Below are 19200 nucleotides of genomic sequence, written 5' to 3'. Positions count from 1 at the left end.
ACAATATCGAAATAAATAAGGGATTCCTTCCGGATCAGGGTAGAACAAATAGCATACTGTTGGACAATGTACAATTGGTCCATGGGATGTGATCGGTTTTTGGTCAATGCCCTTTAGGCTGCTCTAAAGTAGCAAAATATTTTGAAAGTTAAGGAGTGATGAGTGATAAGTAATGAATGATGAGTGATATAGCAGTTGCCTTTCACTGCTTAGCTTAGGAGCAACACACTAAATAATTCATCATTCATCACTTTTCACTCATCACTTTTTAACTTACTTGATCGAACAAATCAAAGGCTCTTTCCATCCGCCGCCGACACTCAGCTTTGCCCAACAAAGCCATCATGTCGAATACTGCTGGACCTTTCATGGTGCCCGTAAGTCCTACCCGTAAAATGGGCAAAACGTCGCCAAATTTTAGTCCTGCAGCGTTGGTAAACCCTTCTACACAAGCCTGCACAGCGGCGGCATTGTAATCACTCAGGGCGTCAAGCTGCTCAAGTAGCGGCGTAAAAACCGCCCGGCTACCATCAGCTTTCCACTTCTTACGAATGGTTGCTTCATCAAAAACGGCAAAATCTTCAAAGAAGTACGCGCCATTTGTCCAGAAATCTGGAAACAATACTACGCGCTCTTTCATCATCCCGACAAAACTACGCAAATAGGCCTCTGTAGGCTGATGCCCTTGAGCTTCAACGATGGGGCGAACGGTTTTGGCCAGTTCTTCTTCGCTGCTGGCCATGATGTATTGTTGGTTGAACCACCTGGCTTTTTCAATGTCAAAACGTGCGCCAGATTTGCCGATTTTTTCCACCGAAAAAGCTTCGGCCAGTTCGTCCATGCTGAAAATTTCTTGCTCGGTGCCGGGGTTCCAACCCATGAAGGCCATAAAATTGACCATGGCCCGGGGATCAAAACCTGCTTCGCGGAAACCCACAAAAGAATCTTCGGGGTTTTCCCCTATCCAGGACAATGGAAACACGGGAATACCCAGACGGGTGCCATCACGTTTGCTGAGTTTACCCTTGCCGTCTGGTTTGAGGATTAGGGGCAAGTGGGCAAAACGAGGCATTTCGGCTTCCCAACCAAACGCGCGGTACAACAAGACGTGGTGCGCAGTACTCGGCAACCACTCTTCGCCCCGAATCACGTGGGTGATTTTCATCAAACGATCGTCCACCACGTTGGCAAGGTGGTAAGTGGGCATGCCATCGCCTTTGAGCATCACTTTGTCGTCGAGCTCATTGCTTTGGAAATTCACATCGCCCCGAACCAAATCCTGAATATGGACGGTTTCACCTTCGGGTACTTTGAGGCGGATAACGTAGGGCGCACCAGAGTCCAGGCGTTGTTGCACTTCAGCGGCACTTAGGGTCAGGCTATTGTTGAGGCGCGCACGGCTTTTGTAGTCGTATTTAAAGGTATCATCGGCCTGGCGGGCGGCGTCCAGCTCTTCGGGCGTGTCGAAAGCGTAATAGCCGTGGCCATTTTCAACCAGCTTTTTGGCGTAGTCGTGGTAGATGGCTTTGCGGTCGGATTGCCGGTAGGGGCCGTATTCGCCGCCAAAACTCTGGCCTTCCGTTGGAACGATCCCCGCCCAATGCAAGGCTTCGATGATGTAATCTTCGGCGCCAGGTACAAAGCGGGTTTGATCCGTATCCTCGATGCGCAGGATAAAGGTTCCGCCGTATTTTTTGGCCAAAAGGTAGTTGTACAATGCCGTACGGATGCCGCCAATGTGCAGGGCGCCGGTAGGACTTGGGGCAAATCGAACACGAATATTTTCCATGAAAAAAGAGCGATAGAATTATTTTTCAAAAAATTCTGAAAAAAAATGCGCTATAGAGCAGCCCATTTTTAATTTTTTGCGTTATAGCATAAACAGCACTTGCGCAATTTTGATCCACAAAAGTAAAAATTTAAGTGGCTCTATGCTGTAAAACCAGTGGAATTCCTTTTCTGACTGGACTTAAGTACTTTTAATGATTTGTTTTTTTATCCCGTGAACATTGGTATTGTTGCTTTTTAATGCAGCGATCCTAAAAAATTATGCTTATGTATTTGATCAAGACACCCCACTTTATTCAAAATCTATTCCCCCATTTCACCTGGAGGATTCCTACTGAGGAAAAACAAATTTTCCTCACTTTTGATGATGGCCCCGTGCCCGAAGTTACGCCGTGGGTATTGGAACAACTGAAACAATACAATGCCAAGGCCACTTTCTTTTGTGTGGGCGACAACATCAGCAAACACCCCGAAGTATTCCAACAAGTAGTGGATGCGGGCCACGTTGTCGGCAACCATACGATGAATCACCTCAATGGTTGGGTGACTGAAAACATCACTTATTTTCACAACATCCGCCAAGGTGCCAGCCAATCCAAATCCGTGCTGTTTCGCCCACCTTATGGTCGGGTGACCCCCAAACAAACCCAGTTTTTGCTGCGGCATTACCGGATTGTGATGTGGGATGTGTTGAGTGGTGATTTTGATACCAACATCACGCCGGAACAAGTACTCAAAAATGTGGTTCAAAATGCTGGCCCAGGCTCCATTGTGGTATTCCACGACAGCATCAAATCGAAAGAGCGCCTGGAGTACGCCTTACCACGGGTCTTGGAGCATTTTGCAGCCGAAGGTTATTCTTTTGATGCCCTACATCCGCAGGAAATGTTTGAAACGGAATTGGTGCACCAACGTGCTTAGAGCATGTCTAAATCCCTAGTTAAAATCGATTTACTTTGGCAATGCTTGATTTATTACTATAGAAAAGCCGCGGGGTTAGCTCTGCGGCTTTATGTTTTTAGGGCTTTCTAAACAAAATGACTTTAGTGGAATTTCTTGCTACTAAGATTGAATTCAATACCATTTTTTCCACCCGGGGTTGCTTTCCTTTTTTTTCCACCAAATCAAACAGGATAGCTGCCGCTTCGCGACCCATTTCATATGCAGGCTGGGTGATGGTGCTTAAGGAAGGATTCAAAAAGGCGGCGGTTTGCATGTTCGAAAAACAGATCACCTTCAGATCTTCGGGAATATTCAAATTCAATTCCGCACAAATGGCATAGGTCGAAATCGCCAACTTTTCTACTGAAGCAAATACGCCGTCGGGTCGTTTGGAGTTACCCAACAATTGTAGGATCAGCTCGTTGTTTTTGGCATCGTCGCCAGTACAAGACAAGATCAGACGCTCGTCTGGCTCAATATTGTGCTTTTTTAAGGCATCCAGGTAACCATTCATCCGTTTGTTGCTGATCGACAAGTTGGGGGCTATGGTCAAAAAGGCGATGCGTTTGCAGCCATTTTCAAGCAGGTGCTCGGTAGCCTTGATGCCGCAGTTGTAATCATCCGTGGTTACTTTAGGCGCATTGATGTCTTCTGCAATGCGGTCAAAAAAAACCAGGGGTATCCCCTTTTCTTGTAAGGCTTTCAGATGAGTTGTAGTAGAAGTTTGTTCCGATAAGGACATCATGATCCCGTCCACCCGTCCGTTTTGCAACAGTTTCGTGATCGCCACTTCCTTTTGCATGTCCTCGTGGGTCAGGTAAATCAACACATGGTACTCTTTTTCCTGGGCAATGGACTCAATGCCATTGATCACTGGGCCAAAAAAATCATTGACTACCTCCGGAATGACCACGGCAATGGTTTTGCTTTTTTGTTTGCGCAAACTGCTGGCGAGCGGATTCACCTGGTAGTTCAATGCTTTGGCTTTGGCCAGCACCCTGTTTTTGGTCTCAATGCTGATTTCATGGCTATCCCGCAGTGCTTTTGACACCGTTGAAAAAGACAAGTTCAGCTCTTTGGCAAGTTGTTTGAGGGTCATGATGTAGGATTGATGCACTATTCCAAAGATAGGCAAGATTTGGGGTAATTTGTTGGATAGTTCCTACAACGTTGTCGCAAATAAATCCCAGCCAAAATGCGGGGAGCAGGCCTTTTTTCTTGAATTTTACAGCAGCAGAAATGCCAAACTTAAACAAGCGCTCAATCGCAAGTCATGGATAAAATCATCAATCAATTGTTTACGGCAATCGAAACACTGATTCCCCAATACATGGAAATCCCCGAAGATGAATGTATTTCCCACGGGAATTTGGCGGTCTGCATCATTGATGACCAAGGACTCGTACACGGAAAAATGATCGGAACCAATCGCCCCAGGCTCCGGCAATCCTACAAAGTGGCCTGGACCAAAGCCAGCCAAGTTTGGCTCACTGGGGTAAAAACTGGTGCATACGAAAAGATGGTCTTCAACAAAGAAGTTGATGAAAATGCCAATGGCATTGAAGCACCCGACCTGATTGGTTGGGAAGGCGGCCAACCCTTGAGCTTGCAAGATGGAACCATCCTCGCGGTTGGTTTCAGTGGTTTCAGAGGCGTGACCGACCTGGAAATAATGGTAAAAGCGCTGGCGATGGTTGAACAAGTTTAGCCAATTTTAAAGCGCTTTTTGAATTCTAAAATTTTAAAAACGATTTAACTATGCAATATTTGCCAAGTGCCCAACGGTATCAATCCATGGAATACCGCCGCTGTGGCAACAGTGGATTAAAATTGCCAGCCATTTCCCTTGGCTTATGGCACAACTTTGGCCACATCGATGTATTGGACAATGCCCGCAATATTTTAAAGGTTGCTTTTGACAATGGCATTACCCATTTTGATTTGGCCAACAACTACGGTCCTCCTGCGGGCTCGGCAGAAGAGAATTTTGGCAAAATTTTCAAAGATAATTTTGTTCCATACCGGGATGAATTGATCATTTCCAGCAAGGCTGGCTGGGGCATGTGGCCGGGGCCTTATGGCGATTGGGGCTCCAAAAAATACCTGGTGGCCAGTCTGGATCAGAGTTTAAAAAGAATGGGCCTGGATTATGTCGATATTTTTTATCACCACCGTCCCGACCCAGAAACGCCGCTGGAAGAAACCATGGCTACCCTTGACTTGATGGTTCGCCAGGGCAAAGCTTTGTATGTGGGCATCTCGAGTTATCAGCCAGCGGAAGCGGCCCAAGCCTTTAAAATTTTGAAAGAGCTGGGTACCCCTTGTTTGATTCATCAGCCCAAATATTCCATGTTCGATCGCTGGGTGGAAGGTGGCTTGTTGGATGTGCTGGAGGAAAATGGCGTAGGCTGCATCCCCTTTTCACCACTGGCACAAGGGATCTTGACCAATAAATATTTGAAAGGTATCCCCGCCGATTCCAGAGCGTCCAGCCACCGGGGCAATGGGGCCATTGAAGAAGACTACGTTTCTGAGGACAAAATCAATAAGGTTCGCGAGCTCAATGTGCTGGCCGAAGCACGTGGGCAAAATTTGGCTCAAATGGCCCTGGCCTGGATCATGAAAGACCCCCGCATCACTTCGGTGCTGATTGGGGCCAGCAAACCTGCACAGGTACTGGATTCTATTGGCTGTCTCGCCAATTATTCCTTTAGCGAAGAAGAGCTGAACCGGATCAATACCATTTTGCAATAACCTTTTTCATCAGATCAATCCAGCGCAACCATGCACCACTACAAAAAAACAAGTCGCGTCAAATTCCTACGGGTATTTGTTTTTGCTACTGCTTTAATCACCTTATGGGGTAGCCATGCAGCGCTTGCGCAAAATGTAAAAGGAGTAAGCACAAAGTCGCCAGTAATCTTGGCGCTGAATGCTTACTCTTTTAATGACCTGCTTTTGGCTAAAGACCCCAGGGACAAACAGACCTTGTACAGCCTGTTCAATTTAATGGATTGGTGTGCCGTGCAAAAAATTGCGGCAGTAGACCTTACCGGCTATTATTTTCCCAATTTTCCCGCAGTTCCCTCCGATGAATACATTGCTAGGGTGCGCGACAAGTCAAAACAACTGGGCATAGTCATCAGTGGAACGGGTATCCGCAACAATTTTGCCTCGCCTGATCCGGCAGTTAGGGCTGCTGATGTGGCCTTGGCAAAAAAATGGATTGAAGTGGCTGCCAAGTTGGGCGCACCAGTTTTGAGGTTGTTTGCGGGTGAAATTCCCAAAGGCTATGAAAACAAATGGGACGAAGTAGCGGCTTGGATGATTGAGTGTTACAAGGAGTGTGCAGCGCATGGGGAGAAGTACGGGGTTAAAATCGGCATTCAAAACCACGGCGACATGCTACAAACCGCCGAGCAATGTATCAAAGTGCTAAAAGCGGTAGATAGCAAATGGGCCGGTCTAATCGTGGACACCGGTAATTTTAAAACCCCGGACCCTTATGTGGACATTGAAGCGGTAGTTCCGTATGCGGTCAACTGGCAGGTGAAAGAGAGTGCTTTTGGCATCGGCAATGCCCTCCGGACAGATTTTGTCCGCCTCATGAGTATTTTAAAAAAGACCGGATACCGCGGCTATTTACCCGTTGAAACCCTTTTGGTGAGGGGTAAACCTTATGATCCTTTTGCCTTGGTGCCGGAAATATTGAACGATTTGACCTTGGCAATGCAGGAGGTATATCAGGGATCGAAAGCATATCAAGGCAAACCCTGGAACCAGCAGGCCCAACAAATTCCTGGTAAAATTCAATGTGAATGGTACGACCTAGGCGGTGAAGGTATTGCTTACCACGACCAGGACAGCATCAACAATGGCAGTGGAAAACTGAACCCGGCCAACGGCACGGCGCTCAATGAATTCAGGATGTCTGAAGGGGTAGATATTTCGTACACCAAAGCGCGGGACATCGACAACTCTCCTTTTAACCTGGTTGAACCCACAATGGGAGAATTGTACACCGGGTGGACCAGCCCAGGAGAATGGATCAACTACACCGTCAACGTGAACCAATCTGGAAAGTACACCCTGGGATTGATGTATACCGCCAGTGGGGATGGGAAAATAGCATTGCTGTTGGACGGAAAACCATTGACCGCCGATCTCTTGGTCCCTTCAACCAAAAATGACCAGGAAACCATCGCCTGGCGACAGTGGCACCACTGGAACCGTCTGAGCGCCATGACTACATTTAAACTCAAAAAAGGTGTACATGTTTTGACCTTGAAGACGGTTGCAAATGGCAATATGAATTACGATTATTTGGAGTTTACTTTGAATGCGCGTTGATCGCTAGGCTATTTTATTTGGCTATGCCTTTTGCCGTTTTTGCACCAACAAATGTTCACATACCTTGCGAGACAAGGTTTCTTCCCGGTTATTTTCCAGGCGGACCTTCATCGACTCATCGTACTCGTGCAAATCCAGTACCTCTAGTTCTGCGCCCAATCCCAAATGCAAGCGATCCAGGTATTGCAAAAAAGCCGGGGCATGATCTTGGACACCTACCACGATCACGTTATCGCCCATTTTTGATTCCGACAGTGGTGCTTGTTTGCGAAAAGTAAAATTGCCCTCTGCATCGGGGATAGGATCGCCGTGGGGGTCAAATTTTGGGTATGCCAGGTAGGTATCCAATCGTTTGATCAATTCATCCGATTTGATGTGTTCCAGTTGCTCGGCAATATCGTGTACCTCATCCCAGGAAAATCGTAACTTATCTACCAAAAAAACCTCCCAGAGCCGGTGTTTGCGGATCAGCTCGGTGGCAATTCGGGCACCTTCATCGGTAAGGCTTACGCCACGGCGACTTTCGTAGAGAACCAGCCCTTTTTCATTCAGGCGTTTGATCATATCGGTAACCGAGGCGGCGCTGGTGTTCATATCTGCAGCGATAGCATTCGTGCTGGCTTTGGCACCACTGTTTTCCGAAACTTTATAAATGGCTTTCAGGTAGTTCTCTTCGGTTTGCGAGATATTGTCCATGATCATAAAAAGTTGAGCCGATTGAGTAGGGCCTGTTTGTGGCTGCGGCTAATGGGAATAACGGTTTCGGCGATGACCAAAGTGTTTTCCTCAATGTCTTTGATTTTGTCCAGGTTGATGATGTACGAACGGTGAACCTTGACAAAGCGTGGATCCTTCATTTTGGAATCGATTCCCTTCATCGTGCCGTGAATGATGTGTCGTTTGCCGTTGGCAATTCGGATGGTCACGTAATCGCCCAAGTTTTCGAAAAAAAGGATATCGTCCAAGCTGATGCGTACCAATTTCCCTTCTTCCCGAATGTACAAGTCTTTGGCTTCTTCTTTGTACTTCTGAATGCGGCGCTCAGCATCCAGCACTTTTTCCAAAGCCCGTTGAAAACGCAAAAAAGTAATTGGCTTTTTTAAATAATCAATCACTTGATATTCAAAAGCTTCAAAGGCATATTCCGTTTTAGATGAAGTAATGATGATGTGGGGAAAACTAGAGAGGCGGTCCATAAATTCGATACCACTCAGGCCGGGCATCTCGATGTCTAAAAAAATAAGGTTGACTTGCTCTGTATTCAAAAACAGTAAGGCTTCTTCGGCAGATGTAAAGCTGGCTGCAATTTCAAGGTTCTCGGCGCGTTTGCACAAGTTTTCCATTGCAGTACGGGACATCAGATCATCATCTACGATTATACATTTGAGCATGGGAACAAACTTAGGTGTAATGTAGGAATACAATCAACCGCAGAATATCAAAGGTAGCATTAAAGGCTGGAAGATGTTAGTGGAAAGAACAATAATGCAAAAAGGAATGCCCTAAAAAAAAGTTGCCCACTTTAGAACCGTCTCACCGGCCTGAAGTGGGGCAACCAAACTTCCTATTCCCAAAACCCTTGACAATACACACCTAAGTGTGTAAGTTGCCAAGAATGTCTTATAAAAATCAACTGCTATTTGAGCAGGTTGATGATCAGTGTCTATTGTCAACGTCACAACTTCATTGCGATAGGACAAATATAGTGGTAGACTCTGAAACTGCGCTATTTTTTTAGGTTTTTGGTTGTTTTTTCACGGCTTTTGGCGGGAATTTTTATTTTTTTGGAATTGTAAAAGTAATACTTTAATTGTTAATAGCAAAATTATCAGGCTTCCTGATAAGTTTTCAGGGCTTGTTCAAGTAATATCCCAGAAAGAACGAGGTCTTCGCAACACCACCATCGCCATGTAAATGGTGTGGGAAAAATAAGCGATGGCCAGCACAATTAAACACAGCCAAGCCAGGGGATTGAAAAAATGTAAACCAATGGGCAGTACCACTCCCATTCCCAAAAAGAACCACAAATAAGTTTTGGCGGGCCGATATCGGTGCCACCACCACAACTGTGCAGCACTGGTAATTTGGATACAGGCCAGGATCAGGAGCGCAACAATGACAACTGTTCGCCAGGGTTCCAAGGAAGTAGCTAAAGCAAGTATTGCCAATAAAATGCCCTGTAACAACAGGTCAAGCTTTATGCGTAAGCGGGACACCATAGTTTTAGCAGAATTGATTGGGACAAAAATAGCCCAAATAAATGATACTTTCAATATTTTTTGAAAATACTGAAAATTTATTTTTCAACTAAGGAATGAAATATTGCGTTAATTTAGTTGAGCGCTTAGTAAATTGTTATTAATTCGTTAAATGTTTGGATCAAAGCCCATGGAGCAGCACCAATTCGTTAAAAAAACATACTTTCAATCGTTTAAAACGATGATTATGAAGTTTAGAGGACCAATATTTTTGTCGGTAGTAGTAGCCGGTTTTTTACTGGTAGCATTTTACCCACGCAAGGCAGCAGAGAGTGCCGAAAAAGACGCGGTATTGATGAAGTTGCTCGTATCATTTTTGAACGAGTTGCATTTCGATCCCAAGACCATGGACGATAACTTCTCTGAAAAATTTTACACGCTGTATTTGGAATCGTTAGACCCCAGCAAACGCTTCTTGACTCAGGAAGATACCAAAAAGCTGGAAGCTTATCGCCTGAAATTGGATGACGCCATCAATAGCGGCAGCTCTGAGTTTTTTGATCTTTCAGTGAGTATGACGGAAGCCGCATTGCAAAAAACGCAGGGTTATTACCGCGACATCTTGGCTCAGTCTTTTGATTTCAACGTCAATGATGTTTATGAGACTGATCCAGAAAAGCGGCCATTCGCCAAAAACGATGCTGAATTGAAAGAAATGTGGCGCAAGATGCTCAAATACGAGACCTTGGCCCGCATTATGGATAAGGAAGAAGGGCTAAAATCGGCAAAATCGGGTGAAGAAGCAGCTCCAAGTACGCCTGAAGCCATCGAAGCAGAAGCTCGTAAGGCACTCTTAAAAAGTTATGATGACTGGTTCAATCGTTTGATCAAAACCAAACGTTCGGATCGTTTGAGCCTTTACCTCAATAGTTTTACCCATCTTTACGACCCACATACCGATTTCCTGGAGCCTGCCGACAAGCAGGATTTTGACCTGAACATCTCCGGTCGACTGGAAGGGATTGGTGCCCGGCTCCAAACAGTAGGCGATTATACCAAAGTATCTGAAGTAGTAGTAGGTGGCCCGGCCTGGAAAGGAAAAGAACTACAGGAAAATGACCTCATCCTCAAAGCCGCCCAAGGCGACAATGGCGAATGGTTGGATTTCACTGGGATGCTGAGCAACGAGGTCGTATCCCATATCCGGGGTAAAAAAGGTACCAAAGTACGCCTGCTGGTCAAAAAAGTAGATGGTAGTACCAAAGAAATCACCATCATCCGCGATGTGGTAGAATTTGAGGAAAGTTATGTGAAGTCTTTGATTTTGGAAGGAACAAATCCGGAAGAAAAAATCGGCTACGTGTACTTGCCCAAGTTTTACGCCGACTTCCAACGCGCCGATGGTCGCTTTAGTGCCCCCGACGTAGCCAAGGAGTTGGAAAAACTCAAAACAGAAAATGTCAGCGGAGTAATCATCGACCTGCGCAACAATGGAGGTGGTTCTTTGAACGATGTGGTAAAAATGTCGGGCTTTTTTATCGAGAGTGGCCCGATTGTACAAGTCAAAAGCCGCACTGCCCAACCCGAAGTCAACTATGACCGCAATCCTTCCGTGCAATACGGTGGCCCACTGGTCATCATGGTGAATTCCTTCTCAGCTTCGGCTTCCGAAATCCTGGCTGCTGCCCTGCAAGATTATGGCCGCGCGGTGATTGTAGGGAGTAAATCAACCTACGGCAAAGGCACCGTACAACGGGTATTCAGCCTGGATCAAGCCATCAGTGGCTATGAAGAATTCAAACCATTGGGCGACATCAAAATCACCCTCCAGAAGTTTTACCGCATCAATGGCGGCTCCACCCAATTGCGTGGGGTAACTCCGGATATTGTCCTGCCAGATTCTTACCATTACCTGCCCGTAGGGGAGCGGGAGGAAGATTATCCGCTCAACTGGACCGAAATTCCAGCGGTTTCTTATAGCCAGAATGCCTATAAAATCAAAAACCTGGAAGAAATCAAACGCCGCAGTAAGACGCGGATTGAACAAGACCCAGGTTTCCAAAAGGTGTTGAGCCAGGCCAAATACATCGAGGTCGAGCGCAAAAACTCTGCGGTAATGCTCAATATTGATCAGTTCCGCAAAGATGAAGCCGCCGAGGAAAAAATGGCCAACGACTTCCGCAGTGCTTTCAAAGATGTAGTGAACAAGGGCGTGCGCAACATCAGTTTGGACGACCAAAAAATGAAAGCCAGCCCAGACAATGAAAAAGCCCTGGCCCGCAATAAAGACTTCATGGAAGGGGTTTCCAAAGATATCTATATTCGGGAAACGCTGCGCATTATGCATGATATGATTGCGCAGAAGTAGATGGTTTGATTAAGTTGAGGAGGTTGAGAAGGTTTAGGCTGCCGCAGGCGACTCAGTGAAGTATGCGGTACCCTAAACCTTCTTAACCTCCTAAACCTTCTCAACTTTTTCCCTACCTTTGCCTTGTCGACAACCCGAAAACGCATGCAGCACCTGCTCCTATGCCTCTTTAGCTGTTTAAGCTGGCATTTTATTCAAGCCCAAATTTTTGTTCCTACATCTTTGATGCCCAGGGCGGGTGATACCTTATTGACCGCAGTAGACAATCTTCCCTCTTACATCAAAAGCATTGGCTCCGGCCGCAACCAGCGTTGGGATTTTGCCATGCTGGAAGCACCCTACACCCGTAGCTCGGTGTGGAAACCTGCCGCCAAGGGAAGTGCTCCATCCCTCTTCAAAAACGCTGAATATACTGCTCCGGTAGACGAACAAACCGAAGGCTATTACCGTACCCAGGGGAACGACCTGCTCTTGTTGGGAGCCGTTGGGCCAGATCCGCTGAATTTGAGCCGCAAATCCGTATTGCGCTACAGTCCAGGTCTGGTCGAGCGCCGGTATGGCTTGCGGTATGGAGATGCATTCCAGGCGGATGCCAATCTGGTGCTGACCTTGGGGGAGGATGAAATCCCGAGTTGGTTTCGCAAAAAACTACCCGTTAGCCCCGATTCTTTGCGCCTACGGGTGAGTTATGACCGCCAATACGATGTGGATAGCTACGGACGAATGATTGTGCCCGGCGGAATTTTTGAAGTGATCCGGGAACGCCGCATCGAAATCATCGAAATGCGCCTTGAAGTAAAAGTAGGCCGCAGACGTTGGCAGGAGGTAACCAAATCGATCAAAGACAAGGAACTCCTGCGCACCCAAAAGAAAATTTCCTACCACTTTTATGCCAGCAGTTCCAAAGAACCCGTAGCGCGGGTCTGGATGAGCAGCAATGAAAAAAAGGTGCTGAAAATTGAGTTCAAACCCCGAGAACGAGAAAATACCGTACAAAACATCGCCAGCGTACGCTCCGACATTTATGTGTCCCCGAATCCAGCCATCTCCAGCGTGCGCTTTGAGTTTTATAACCTCCCTCCCGGCACCTATAAATTATCGATCTTCAACATCATTGGCCAGGAGGAGTGGAGTAAAATGTACACCATCACCGGGAATTATGCAGAATTGGTCGACATTTCGCAACTCAAAAAAGGGGCTTATTTGTATAGTTTGAAGGACGAGCGAGGGCGGACTTTGAGTACAAAAAGGTTGATGGTGATTCGGCCTTAGGAAGCGGATATTCGTACACAGCCAACTAGTGCATTAACTCCAATATCCGCACCTCAAAATCATCCACCCAGCCCTCCTTTTTATCCTCATTCCACAAATAAACCTTCAAGCGAGAGTTGGGCTTCAGCGCCGTTTGTGCTAATTCCACCTCATAATTCACCGGCCACCAATTGTCATACACTTTGATGAATTTAACCACATCCAGCGCCTGCCAGAAGTAGGCCCCTTCTGGATTTTCAATCGAAATAACCAGTTTGCTTTGGGCGGCACTTGGTATATTGAGAAGGGCTTTGGCGGTAATGCGGATACCTGTTGCTTGTACTTGGCCTAAGGAATCCAGTGGATAATTAAAGGTAGCTGAGAATTCAGTAAACCGATAGGCTTGTTTTCCCCCATGTTTTAAGTTCCCTGCGCTCTGCTCCCAATAGGTAGCACTTCCTTCAAAATTATTTAAACTTTGCAACAAAGTCGCACCCACCTTGTAGGTCTTGGGCTTTGCTTTTAGTTCATAAATCGCCAGGTTCAAGGCCTTGTTTTGGTAAATTGCTGGATTGGCTAGCGTATCCAGGTTGCGCACATAATCCGGCAAATCTGGGCTGTTTAGACCACTCAAATACTGCGTGTGCCAGTTTAAGTACAAGTACTGTTTACGCCCATCCAGGGTGTCAAAATTAACCTGATCGAAACTCAAGAATTGATCCTTGCGATTCGGACTAAACCCACTGTAATACTCCCCCAATCTTTGCTGCACGGGATCGGTGATGATGTAGCAAGGTTCATTTTTATCAATAAACTGCTGATAAGTAATGGCCCGTTGGGTGCGGTATTGCACTTTGCGGGCGTACTGCATTTGTTGAATCGGGCCAATCAACAAGACGCCTAAAAACAACAGCGTGAAGAGCAATTTGAAAACTGGCGCTTTTGCGGGTAACCCATAAAAAACTGCGACCAAAATCAAACAAGGCAAATAGGGTTTGTCGAAAAGCTGCCCATTGATACGGTACAAAAATAGTGCCGCCAGAGCAAGGGTTATCAATATTTGCAATCCGTATTTTTTTCCTTCCAAAAATTCACCCATGATCCTAGCCGCAGGTATCGCCGCCACCGGAATCAAAAACAAATAATGCCGGGGGTCCAAACACATCGGCACATAAGCCTTGAGCGAAATGCTCATAAAGTTGGAGGCTAAAAAAAGCAAAAGCGCCGAACTCGCATAAAAACGCAGGGAGTCGGCTTGTCTAAACAGTTTTAGGCCCTGTTTGCGAAACAGGTAAGCCATTATAAATACAAAGCTGAACAAAATTCCTTCCGTACTCGTGAGGGCGAAAAAATCGTAGTACAAACGTTTGAGCAATACCTGGGTGGATTGTTGATCGTAGCTACAAGCATTCAAATAACTGTTGCGGGCAATGGCATCCAGGCGTTCTAAGAAGTTGCCGGTCAATGCCCATATCAGGGTAAAATATGCCCCTAGAAAAAGAAATCCATAAAGAGTAGTATACACCCAAAATCTGAGGTGCCGCCGTTGGATCACATCCACCAGCACCCAGGCCAGGAGCATTGGTAAGGTCAATACAATGGTCTCTTTGGCCAGCCACCCGAACCCCAAAGCTGCGACCAAACCCAGGGCATAGCGTCGAGGTTTGGAGTGATCACTTTGGTATTTGTACCGATCTACGATGAATACCGCCAGCATTACCGCCAAGGCCACATAGATGTCAGGCATCAGTTTGTCCGAATAGTACAAGAGCCAATTGGAACAGGCCGTAAGTCCCAGCCCAAGCGCAAGGGTATAATTGGATTGTTGCTGCAGTGCTGCAAAGACCGGGTACAAAATCAAAAAAGTGCAAAGCAGCGGCGGCAAGGCCGAGGCAAAATCGTTCACTCCAAAAAAAGCGTAAGCGATGGCGGTCGGTATCAAAATCGCAAAGCGATAGCTGTAATGATCACTATAATCTACTTCTCCCTGTAAAAATGCATTGGCCAAACGTGCATAATGCACATCGTCAAAACCATAATGGCCAAAAAAAGCATACCCGTGGTGGGCAATTGTGAAAAGAGTAAAAGCAGCAAGGATAAAATACGGGGTGAGTATATTCTTTCTCATTCTCTATTTTTTCTCATTTACTTTTGCAGCTAATTGGGTTAAATTTAGAACGTTTGCCGCTGGTTTTGTATACATTTAGCCAAGGAATTACTTTTTATGAAACGATACTTCATAGAACTGGCCTACAAAGGCACCCATTACTTCGGCTGGCAACGCCAACCCGGCAAGATTTCGGTGCAACAAAGCCTGGAAGAATCTATGGGCACCATTTTGGGTGCCGAACTGGAAATTACTGGCTGTGGCCGTACCGATACCGGGGTGCACGCCAAGCAATACTTTGCGCATTTTGATTATGAGGGGGAATTCCCTGCCGAGTTCCTGCGGCGACTCAATAAGTTTTTACCCAAAGACATTGCCGTATTTCGCATTTTTGAGGTGCAGCTTGATGTACACGCCCGTTTCAACGCCTACCAGCGCAGTTATGAGTACCACCTGAGTTTTCGCAAAGATCCTTTTGTCGAGCATTTGGCCTATTTCTACCCTTATACCCAACAGCCTGATCCGGTCTTGATGCAAGCCGCTGCTGAGCTTTTGCTGCAATACCAGGAATTCGCCCCCTTCTGCAAAAGCAACCACGATGCCAAAACGATGATCTGTAATCTGACCCGTTCGGAATGGGTGTTTTATCCCGAGGAGCAGCGTGCAGTATTCCACATTACTTCCAACCGCTTTTTGCGCGGCATGGTGCGCCTGATTGTTGGCATGTGCCTGGGCGTTGGAACGGGGCAAATTTCGATGGAGGAGGTCAAAGCAGCGATGGAGGAACAATCCCGTTTGCGAAAGGCCACCAGTGCGCCCCCTGAAGGGCTTTACCTTGGGGGGATTTTGTACAAAACCGGGGATGAGAATTAGAAAACTCCAGGAATTTTTTTGAACCACCTAAAACATCAGATTGCCATGAAATCAAGCATTACTATCTTGTTGTTAGCCCTATCGGTATTTGTGGAAAGTTGGCATAAACCTGCGGCCAAGGAAAAACTCCCCAATATCGTGATCATTTTTATGGATGACTTGGGTTATGGCGACCTGAGTTGTTATGGCGCACTGGATTATAAAACGCCCAACCTGGATCAATTGGCCGCGCAAGGGATACGTTTCACCAATTTCCTCTCGGCCCAACCCGTGTGCTCCGCTTCCCGGGCAGGGCTGCTGACTGGCTGTTACCCAAACCGCTTGAACATCTCTGGCGCTTTGTTCCCCAATGCCAAGGTGGGCATCAGTGCCGAAGAAACCACCCTGGCTGAGTTGCTCAAGCAAAAAAATTATGTTACAGGTATTTTCGGCAAATGGCACCTGGGCGATCACCAACAATTTTTACCACTCCAGCACGGCTTCGATGAGTACTTCGGCATTCCCTTTTCCAACGACATGTGGCCAGTGTGGTACGATGGCAAACCAGCTACACCAGAACAGAAAGGCAAATTTCAGTTTCCCACCCTAGCACTAATCGAAGGCAACAACAAAGTGGGTGAGCTCAAAACCCTGGAAGATCAGGGCTTGCTGACCAAACGACTGACCGAACGCGCAGTTTCTTTTATCCAAAAAAACAAAAGTAGGCCCTTCTTCTTGTACTTACCCCATCCCATGCCGCACGTACCGATTGCAGCGTCTCCCGCTTTTAAGGGCAAAAGTAAGCAGGGTGAGTACGGTGATGTGCTAATGGAAATAGACTGGTCGGTCGGGCAAATTTTACAGACCCTGGCCGCGAATGGACTGGATAAAAACACCCTGGTCATTTTTACGAGCGACAATGGTCCCTGGTACAATTTTGGCAGCCATGCTGGTTCAAATGGTGGTTTGCGCGAAGGCAAAGGCACTTCATTCGAGGGCGGTCTACGCGTACCCTGTATCATGCGTTGGAAAGGGCGACTGCCTGAAGGAGTGGTGTGCAATCAGTTGAGTTCGACCATTGATGTATTGCCAACCATTGCAGATTTGTGCAAAATTCCTCAACCTGCGAAAAGGATCGATGGGCGAAGCATGTTGCCAATATTGGAAGGCAATCTGGAATACGAGGTCCGCAAAAACTTTTACTACTATTACCGACGCAATGACTTGCATGCGGTACGCAGCGGGCATTGGAAATTGGTTTTGCCACACAAGGGCCGCTCTTACCTTAATCAAATGCCCGGCGAAAATGGTTTTCCTGGCCCCTCACCTGAAGATGTTACTTTTCCCATGGCACTTTACGATTTGCGGCGCGATCCGGGCGAGGCTTACGATGTGCAAAACAAATACCCTGAAGTGCTGAAGGCACTGCTGCAAGTCGCTGAAGAAGCAAGAGCTGATCTGGGGGACGACATCACTCAACGCCCACGGACGAATGCACGGCCTAGTGGGACTGTTGAGTAAGCTTACTTTTATAAATTCTACCCCTTAGAGCGCAGTCCCAGCCGATTCCCTTCCGTATCCAACAACACCGCCATGTACCCTTGTTCAGGCGAAATTTGCCGTTTTTCAATTAAAATTTCACCCCCAGCAGGGGTAACTTTTTCCAAAATACTGCTCAAGTCTGGATTGGCATTCAGGTAGACCAAAACGCCATCCGTACTGGGTTTGTACACGCCTGGATACTGACAAAGGGCAAAACCACCAGTGGTGAAAATGGCCATTTTGAACTCGCCCATGTCGAGCAATTGCGTTTTTTCCTCAAATACCGTTTCATAGAAAGTTTGCGCCCGCTGGATATCGGTAGCCGGAATTTCAATCCAGGTTGGTTTCATGGTTGTTGGTTTTTTATGCTACGGTGAAAATAAAAAAAAAGCCCAAGTTGCGCTAGGATCGGCAACTTGGGCTTTAAGAGCATGTCTAAATATAATGAGTGGTTATTTACACAAAATCTTCACCTTCTTTTTCCTCATCCGAGTCTTGAGAAGCAGGTGCACCTGGATCAATCTTTTTGCGAATGATCATGTAGATATAACCGAATGCAATGGCCGAAGCGACAAAACCTATTATCAAACCCACAACTGGTAAGTGAGATACCAAACGCAAGCCGAGGAACAAGCCAACTGCAACCATGGTAATGCCCCCACGGGTCCAGTTTTGATCTTTCAGTTTACGCCATTCGTATGCGGCAATGACGGCTGGCAGCGCTACCGAAGTACTCATCATGGCACCATATACCCCCATCCCGATTACCCCAATCGGGATACCAATAACGGTGATAAAAGCTACACTGGCCAAAAACGGAATCCCAATCAGCAACATCGTACCCAGTCCCAAAGCTGGCCCCACATTGCGGGAAGCTTGTCCGGCATAACGGCTGAACATTTTATCCCCAAAAGCAATCAGCAGCAGGGTCATCAGCAAACCGCTGAACACCTGGAAGAAACCAATGCCACGTTTTACTTTGTGGGATACGTCGCCCAGTTTGTACTCCCAATCGGCCCAGTCGGGCTTTAGGGAAGTATTATACGATGCTTTGACCCCGTCGGCGAGTTTGCCACTAAAACTTGGGCTGTGGCGTCCGGTCCAATATTTTACATTCCCACCAAAAAAGGCAGAAGAACCTAAGATTAGTTTTTTTGCAGCGATTTCACTTTCGCCATTGATGTGGCCATTGATTTCAATGAACTCGGCTTTGGCTTCGATTCCGCCTTCCACATTGCCATTAAGGTACAATTTACCACCAGCGATGTGAACTTTGCCGAGCACATTACCATTGAGTCTGACTTCGCCGCCAGCAACGATCAAATCGCCGCCAATAGTCACTCCCTCGTCAATGGTGATTTCACCGCCCGTTACGGTAAGGTCGCCTTTTACGTTTTCGGTCACCCGTACCTCGCCACCCAGGATGCGTACATCGCCTTCACTTTGGGCGTTCAGTCGAATTTCGCCACCCACCAGCAATACATCCTGCTGGGTAGCACCATTGACGCGGATTTTTCCACCCGCGCTGACCAAATCGCCATTGATCTTGGCATTGATATTCACATCGCCTGCGGCGACGTATACGTTATTGGGTGCATCTTTGGAAATGGTAACTGTTTTACCCGTTTTTACATCTGATGCTCCGGCGATTCCTACATTGAGCAGCAGGAAGCTAATGAGTAAGGTGCCCGTTTTTTTCATTCTTCAAAAATTGTGTCGGTGATGACTTACAAGTCGGTTATATGCCGGGCAAGTTGTTACCAAATCGTTAAGAAGTCCAGTTTTTTCTCTGAAGGTGGGGA

The 19200-nt window shown here is 46.7% G+C and carries 16 protein-coding genes; 8 read left to right on the top strand and 8 right to left on the bottom strand.

Annotated elements, in window-relative coordinates:
• Positions 1–268: 268 nt before the first annotated feature.
• Entirely contained in the window at positions 269–1789 is a 1521-nt protein-coding gene (gltX, locus tag ACEW9O_RS12415; protein ID WP_373550485.1) for a glutamate--tRNA ligase, read from the bottom strand.
• 266 nt (positions 1790–2055) lie between these two features.
• Between gltX and ACEW9O_RS12410 the strand changes: the two genes are divergently transcribed.
• On the top strand, positions 2056–2709 hold the full coding sequence (locus tag ACEW9O_RS12410) for a polysaccharide deacetylase family protein (protein WP_373550484.1): 654 nt from the start codon (positions 2056–2058) through the stop codon (positions 2707–2709).
• 97 nt (positions 2710–2806) lie between these two features.
• Here the strand turns inward: ACEW9O_RS12410 and ACEW9O_RS12405 are convergent, their stop codons facing one another.
• Positions 2807–3829, bottom strand: a complete 1023-nt coding sequence (locus ACEW9O_RS12405) for a LacI family DNA-binding transcriptional regulator (protein ID WP_373550483.1) — start codon at positions 3827–3829, stop codon at positions 2807–2809.
• 174 nt (positions 3830–4003) lie between these two features.
• On the opposite strand from ACEW9O_RS12405, the gene ACEW9O_RS12400 reads away from it, so the two are divergent.
• Genes ACEW9O_RS12400 through ACEW9O_RS12390 form a run of 3 tightly spaced genes read left to right on the top strand, consistent with a single transcriptional unit; the run spans position 4004 to position 7080 of the window.
• Positions 4004–4438 (top strand): heme-binding protein, encoded by a 435-nt coding sequence (locus ACEW9O_RS12400; RefSeq protein WP_373550482.1) that lies wholly within the window; start codon positions 4004–4006, stop codon positions 4436–4438.
• Positions 4439–4488: 50 nt separating this feature from the next.
• The gene (gene mgrA / locus ACEW9O_RS12395; RefSeq protein WP_373550481.1) at positions 4489–5484 is read left to right on the top strand and encodes an L-glyceraldehyde 3-phosphate reductase; all 996 of its coding nucleotides are present in this window, start codon (positions 4489–4491) and stop codon (positions 5482–5484) included.
• A gap of 30 nt (positions 5485–5514) precedes the next feature.
• Positions 5515–7080 carry a TIM barrel protein gene (locus tag ACEW9O_RS12390; protein ID WP_373550480.1) on the top strand — a complete coding sequence of 522 codons (1566 nt, stop codon included), beginning with the start codon at positions 5515–5517 and terminating at the stop codon, positions 7078–7080.
• A 21-nt stretch (positions 7081–7101) separates the two neighbouring features.
• Here ACEW9O_RS12390 and ACEW9O_RS12385 read toward each other — a convergent pair whose 3' ends face one another.
• The 3 genes from ACEW9O_RS12385 to ACEW9O_RS12375 all read right to left on the bottom strand — a co-directional run bounded on the left by ACEW9O_RS12385 (position 7102) and on the right by ACEW9O_RS12375 (position 9299).
• On the bottom strand, positions 7102–7776 hold the full coding sequence (locus tag ACEW9O_RS12385) for a metal-dependent transcriptional regulator (protein WP_373550479.1): 675 nt from the start codon (positions 7774–7776) through the stop codon (positions 7102–7104).
• A gap of 2 nt (positions 7777–7778) precedes the next feature.
• Positions 7779–8471, bottom strand: a complete 693-nt coding sequence (locus ACEW9O_RS12380) for a LytR/AlgR family response regulator transcription factor (RefSeq protein ID WP_373550478.1) — start codon at positions 8469–8471, stop codon at positions 7779–7781.
• Positions 8472–8939: 468 nt separating this feature from the next.
• On the bottom strand, positions 8940–9299 hold the full coding sequence (locus tag ACEW9O_RS12375; protein ID WP_373550477.1) for a hypothetical protein: 360 nt from the start codon (positions 9297–9299) through the stop codon (positions 8940–8942).
• A 226-nt stretch (positions 9300–9525) separates the two neighbouring features.
• On the opposite strand from ACEW9O_RS12375, the gene ACEW9O_RS12370 reads away from it, so the two are divergent.
• Both ACEW9O_RS12370 and ACEW9O_RS12365 read left to right on the top strand, forming a co-directional pair.
• A complete protein-coding gene (locus ACEW9O_RS12370; protein ID WP_373550476.1) occupies positions 9526–11646 on the top strand; it encodes a carboxy terminal-processing peptidase in 2121 nt (706 codons plus the stop codon).
• A gap of 144 nt (positions 11647–11790) precedes the next feature.
• Positions 11791–12918, top strand: coding sequence for a T9SS type A sorting domain-containing protein (locus tag ACEW9O_RS12365; protein ID WP_373550475.1), 1128 nt, complete (start codon positions 11791–11793; stop codon positions 12916–12918).
• Between the two features lie 25 nt (positions 12919–12943).
• Here ACEW9O_RS12365 and ACEW9O_RS12360 read toward each other — a convergent pair whose 3' ends face one another.
• Entirely contained in the window at positions 12944–15025 is a 2082-nt protein-coding gene (locus ACEW9O_RS12360; protein WP_373550474.1) for an ArnT family glycosyltransferase, read from the bottom strand.
• Between the two features lie 96 nt (positions 15026–15121).
• Between ACEW9O_RS12360 and truA the strand changes: the two genes are divergently transcribed.
• Together truA and ACEW9O_RS12350 are read left to right on the top strand one after the other, a co-directional pair.
• Positions 15122–15877, top strand: a complete 756-nt coding sequence (truA, locus tag ACEW9O_RS12355; protein ID WP_373550473.1) for a tRNA pseudouridine(38-40) synthase TruA — start codon at positions 15122–15124, stop codon at positions 15875–15877.
• A gap of 45 nt (positions 15878–15922) precedes the next feature.
• Positions 15923–17377: a sulfatase gene (locus tag ACEW9O_RS12350; protein WP_373550472.1), complete on the top strand. Its 1455-nt coding sequence runs from the start codon at positions 15923–15925 to the stop codon at positions 17375–17377.
• Positions 17378–17394: 17 nt separating this feature from the next.
• On the opposite strand, the gene ACEW9O_RS12345 is transcribed toward ACEW9O_RS12350, so the two are convergent.
• Both ACEW9O_RS12345 and ACEW9O_RS12340 read right to left on the bottom strand, forming a co-directional pair.
• Positions 17395–17748: a VOC family protein gene (locus ACEW9O_RS12345; protein ID WP_373550471.1), complete on the bottom strand. Its 354-nt coding sequence runs from the start codon at positions 17746–17748 to the stop codon at positions 17395–17397.
• Between the two features lie 106 nt (positions 17749–17854).
• On the bottom strand, positions 17855–19099 hold the full coding sequence (locus tag ACEW9O_RS12340) for a polymer-forming cytoskeletal protein (RefSeq protein ID WP_373550470.1): 1245 nt from the start codon (positions 19097–19099) through the stop codon (positions 17855–17857).
• Positions 19100–19200 lie beyond the last annotated feature (101 nt).

Source organism: Haliscomenobacter sp. (assembly GCF_041740695.1).
In the GTDB taxonomy this organism is placed as follows: domain Bacteria; phylum Bacteroidota; class Bacteroidia; order Chitinophagales; family Saprospiraceae; genus Haliscomenobacter.
This window is presented reverse-complemented; position numbering and strand designations above follow the sequence as displayed.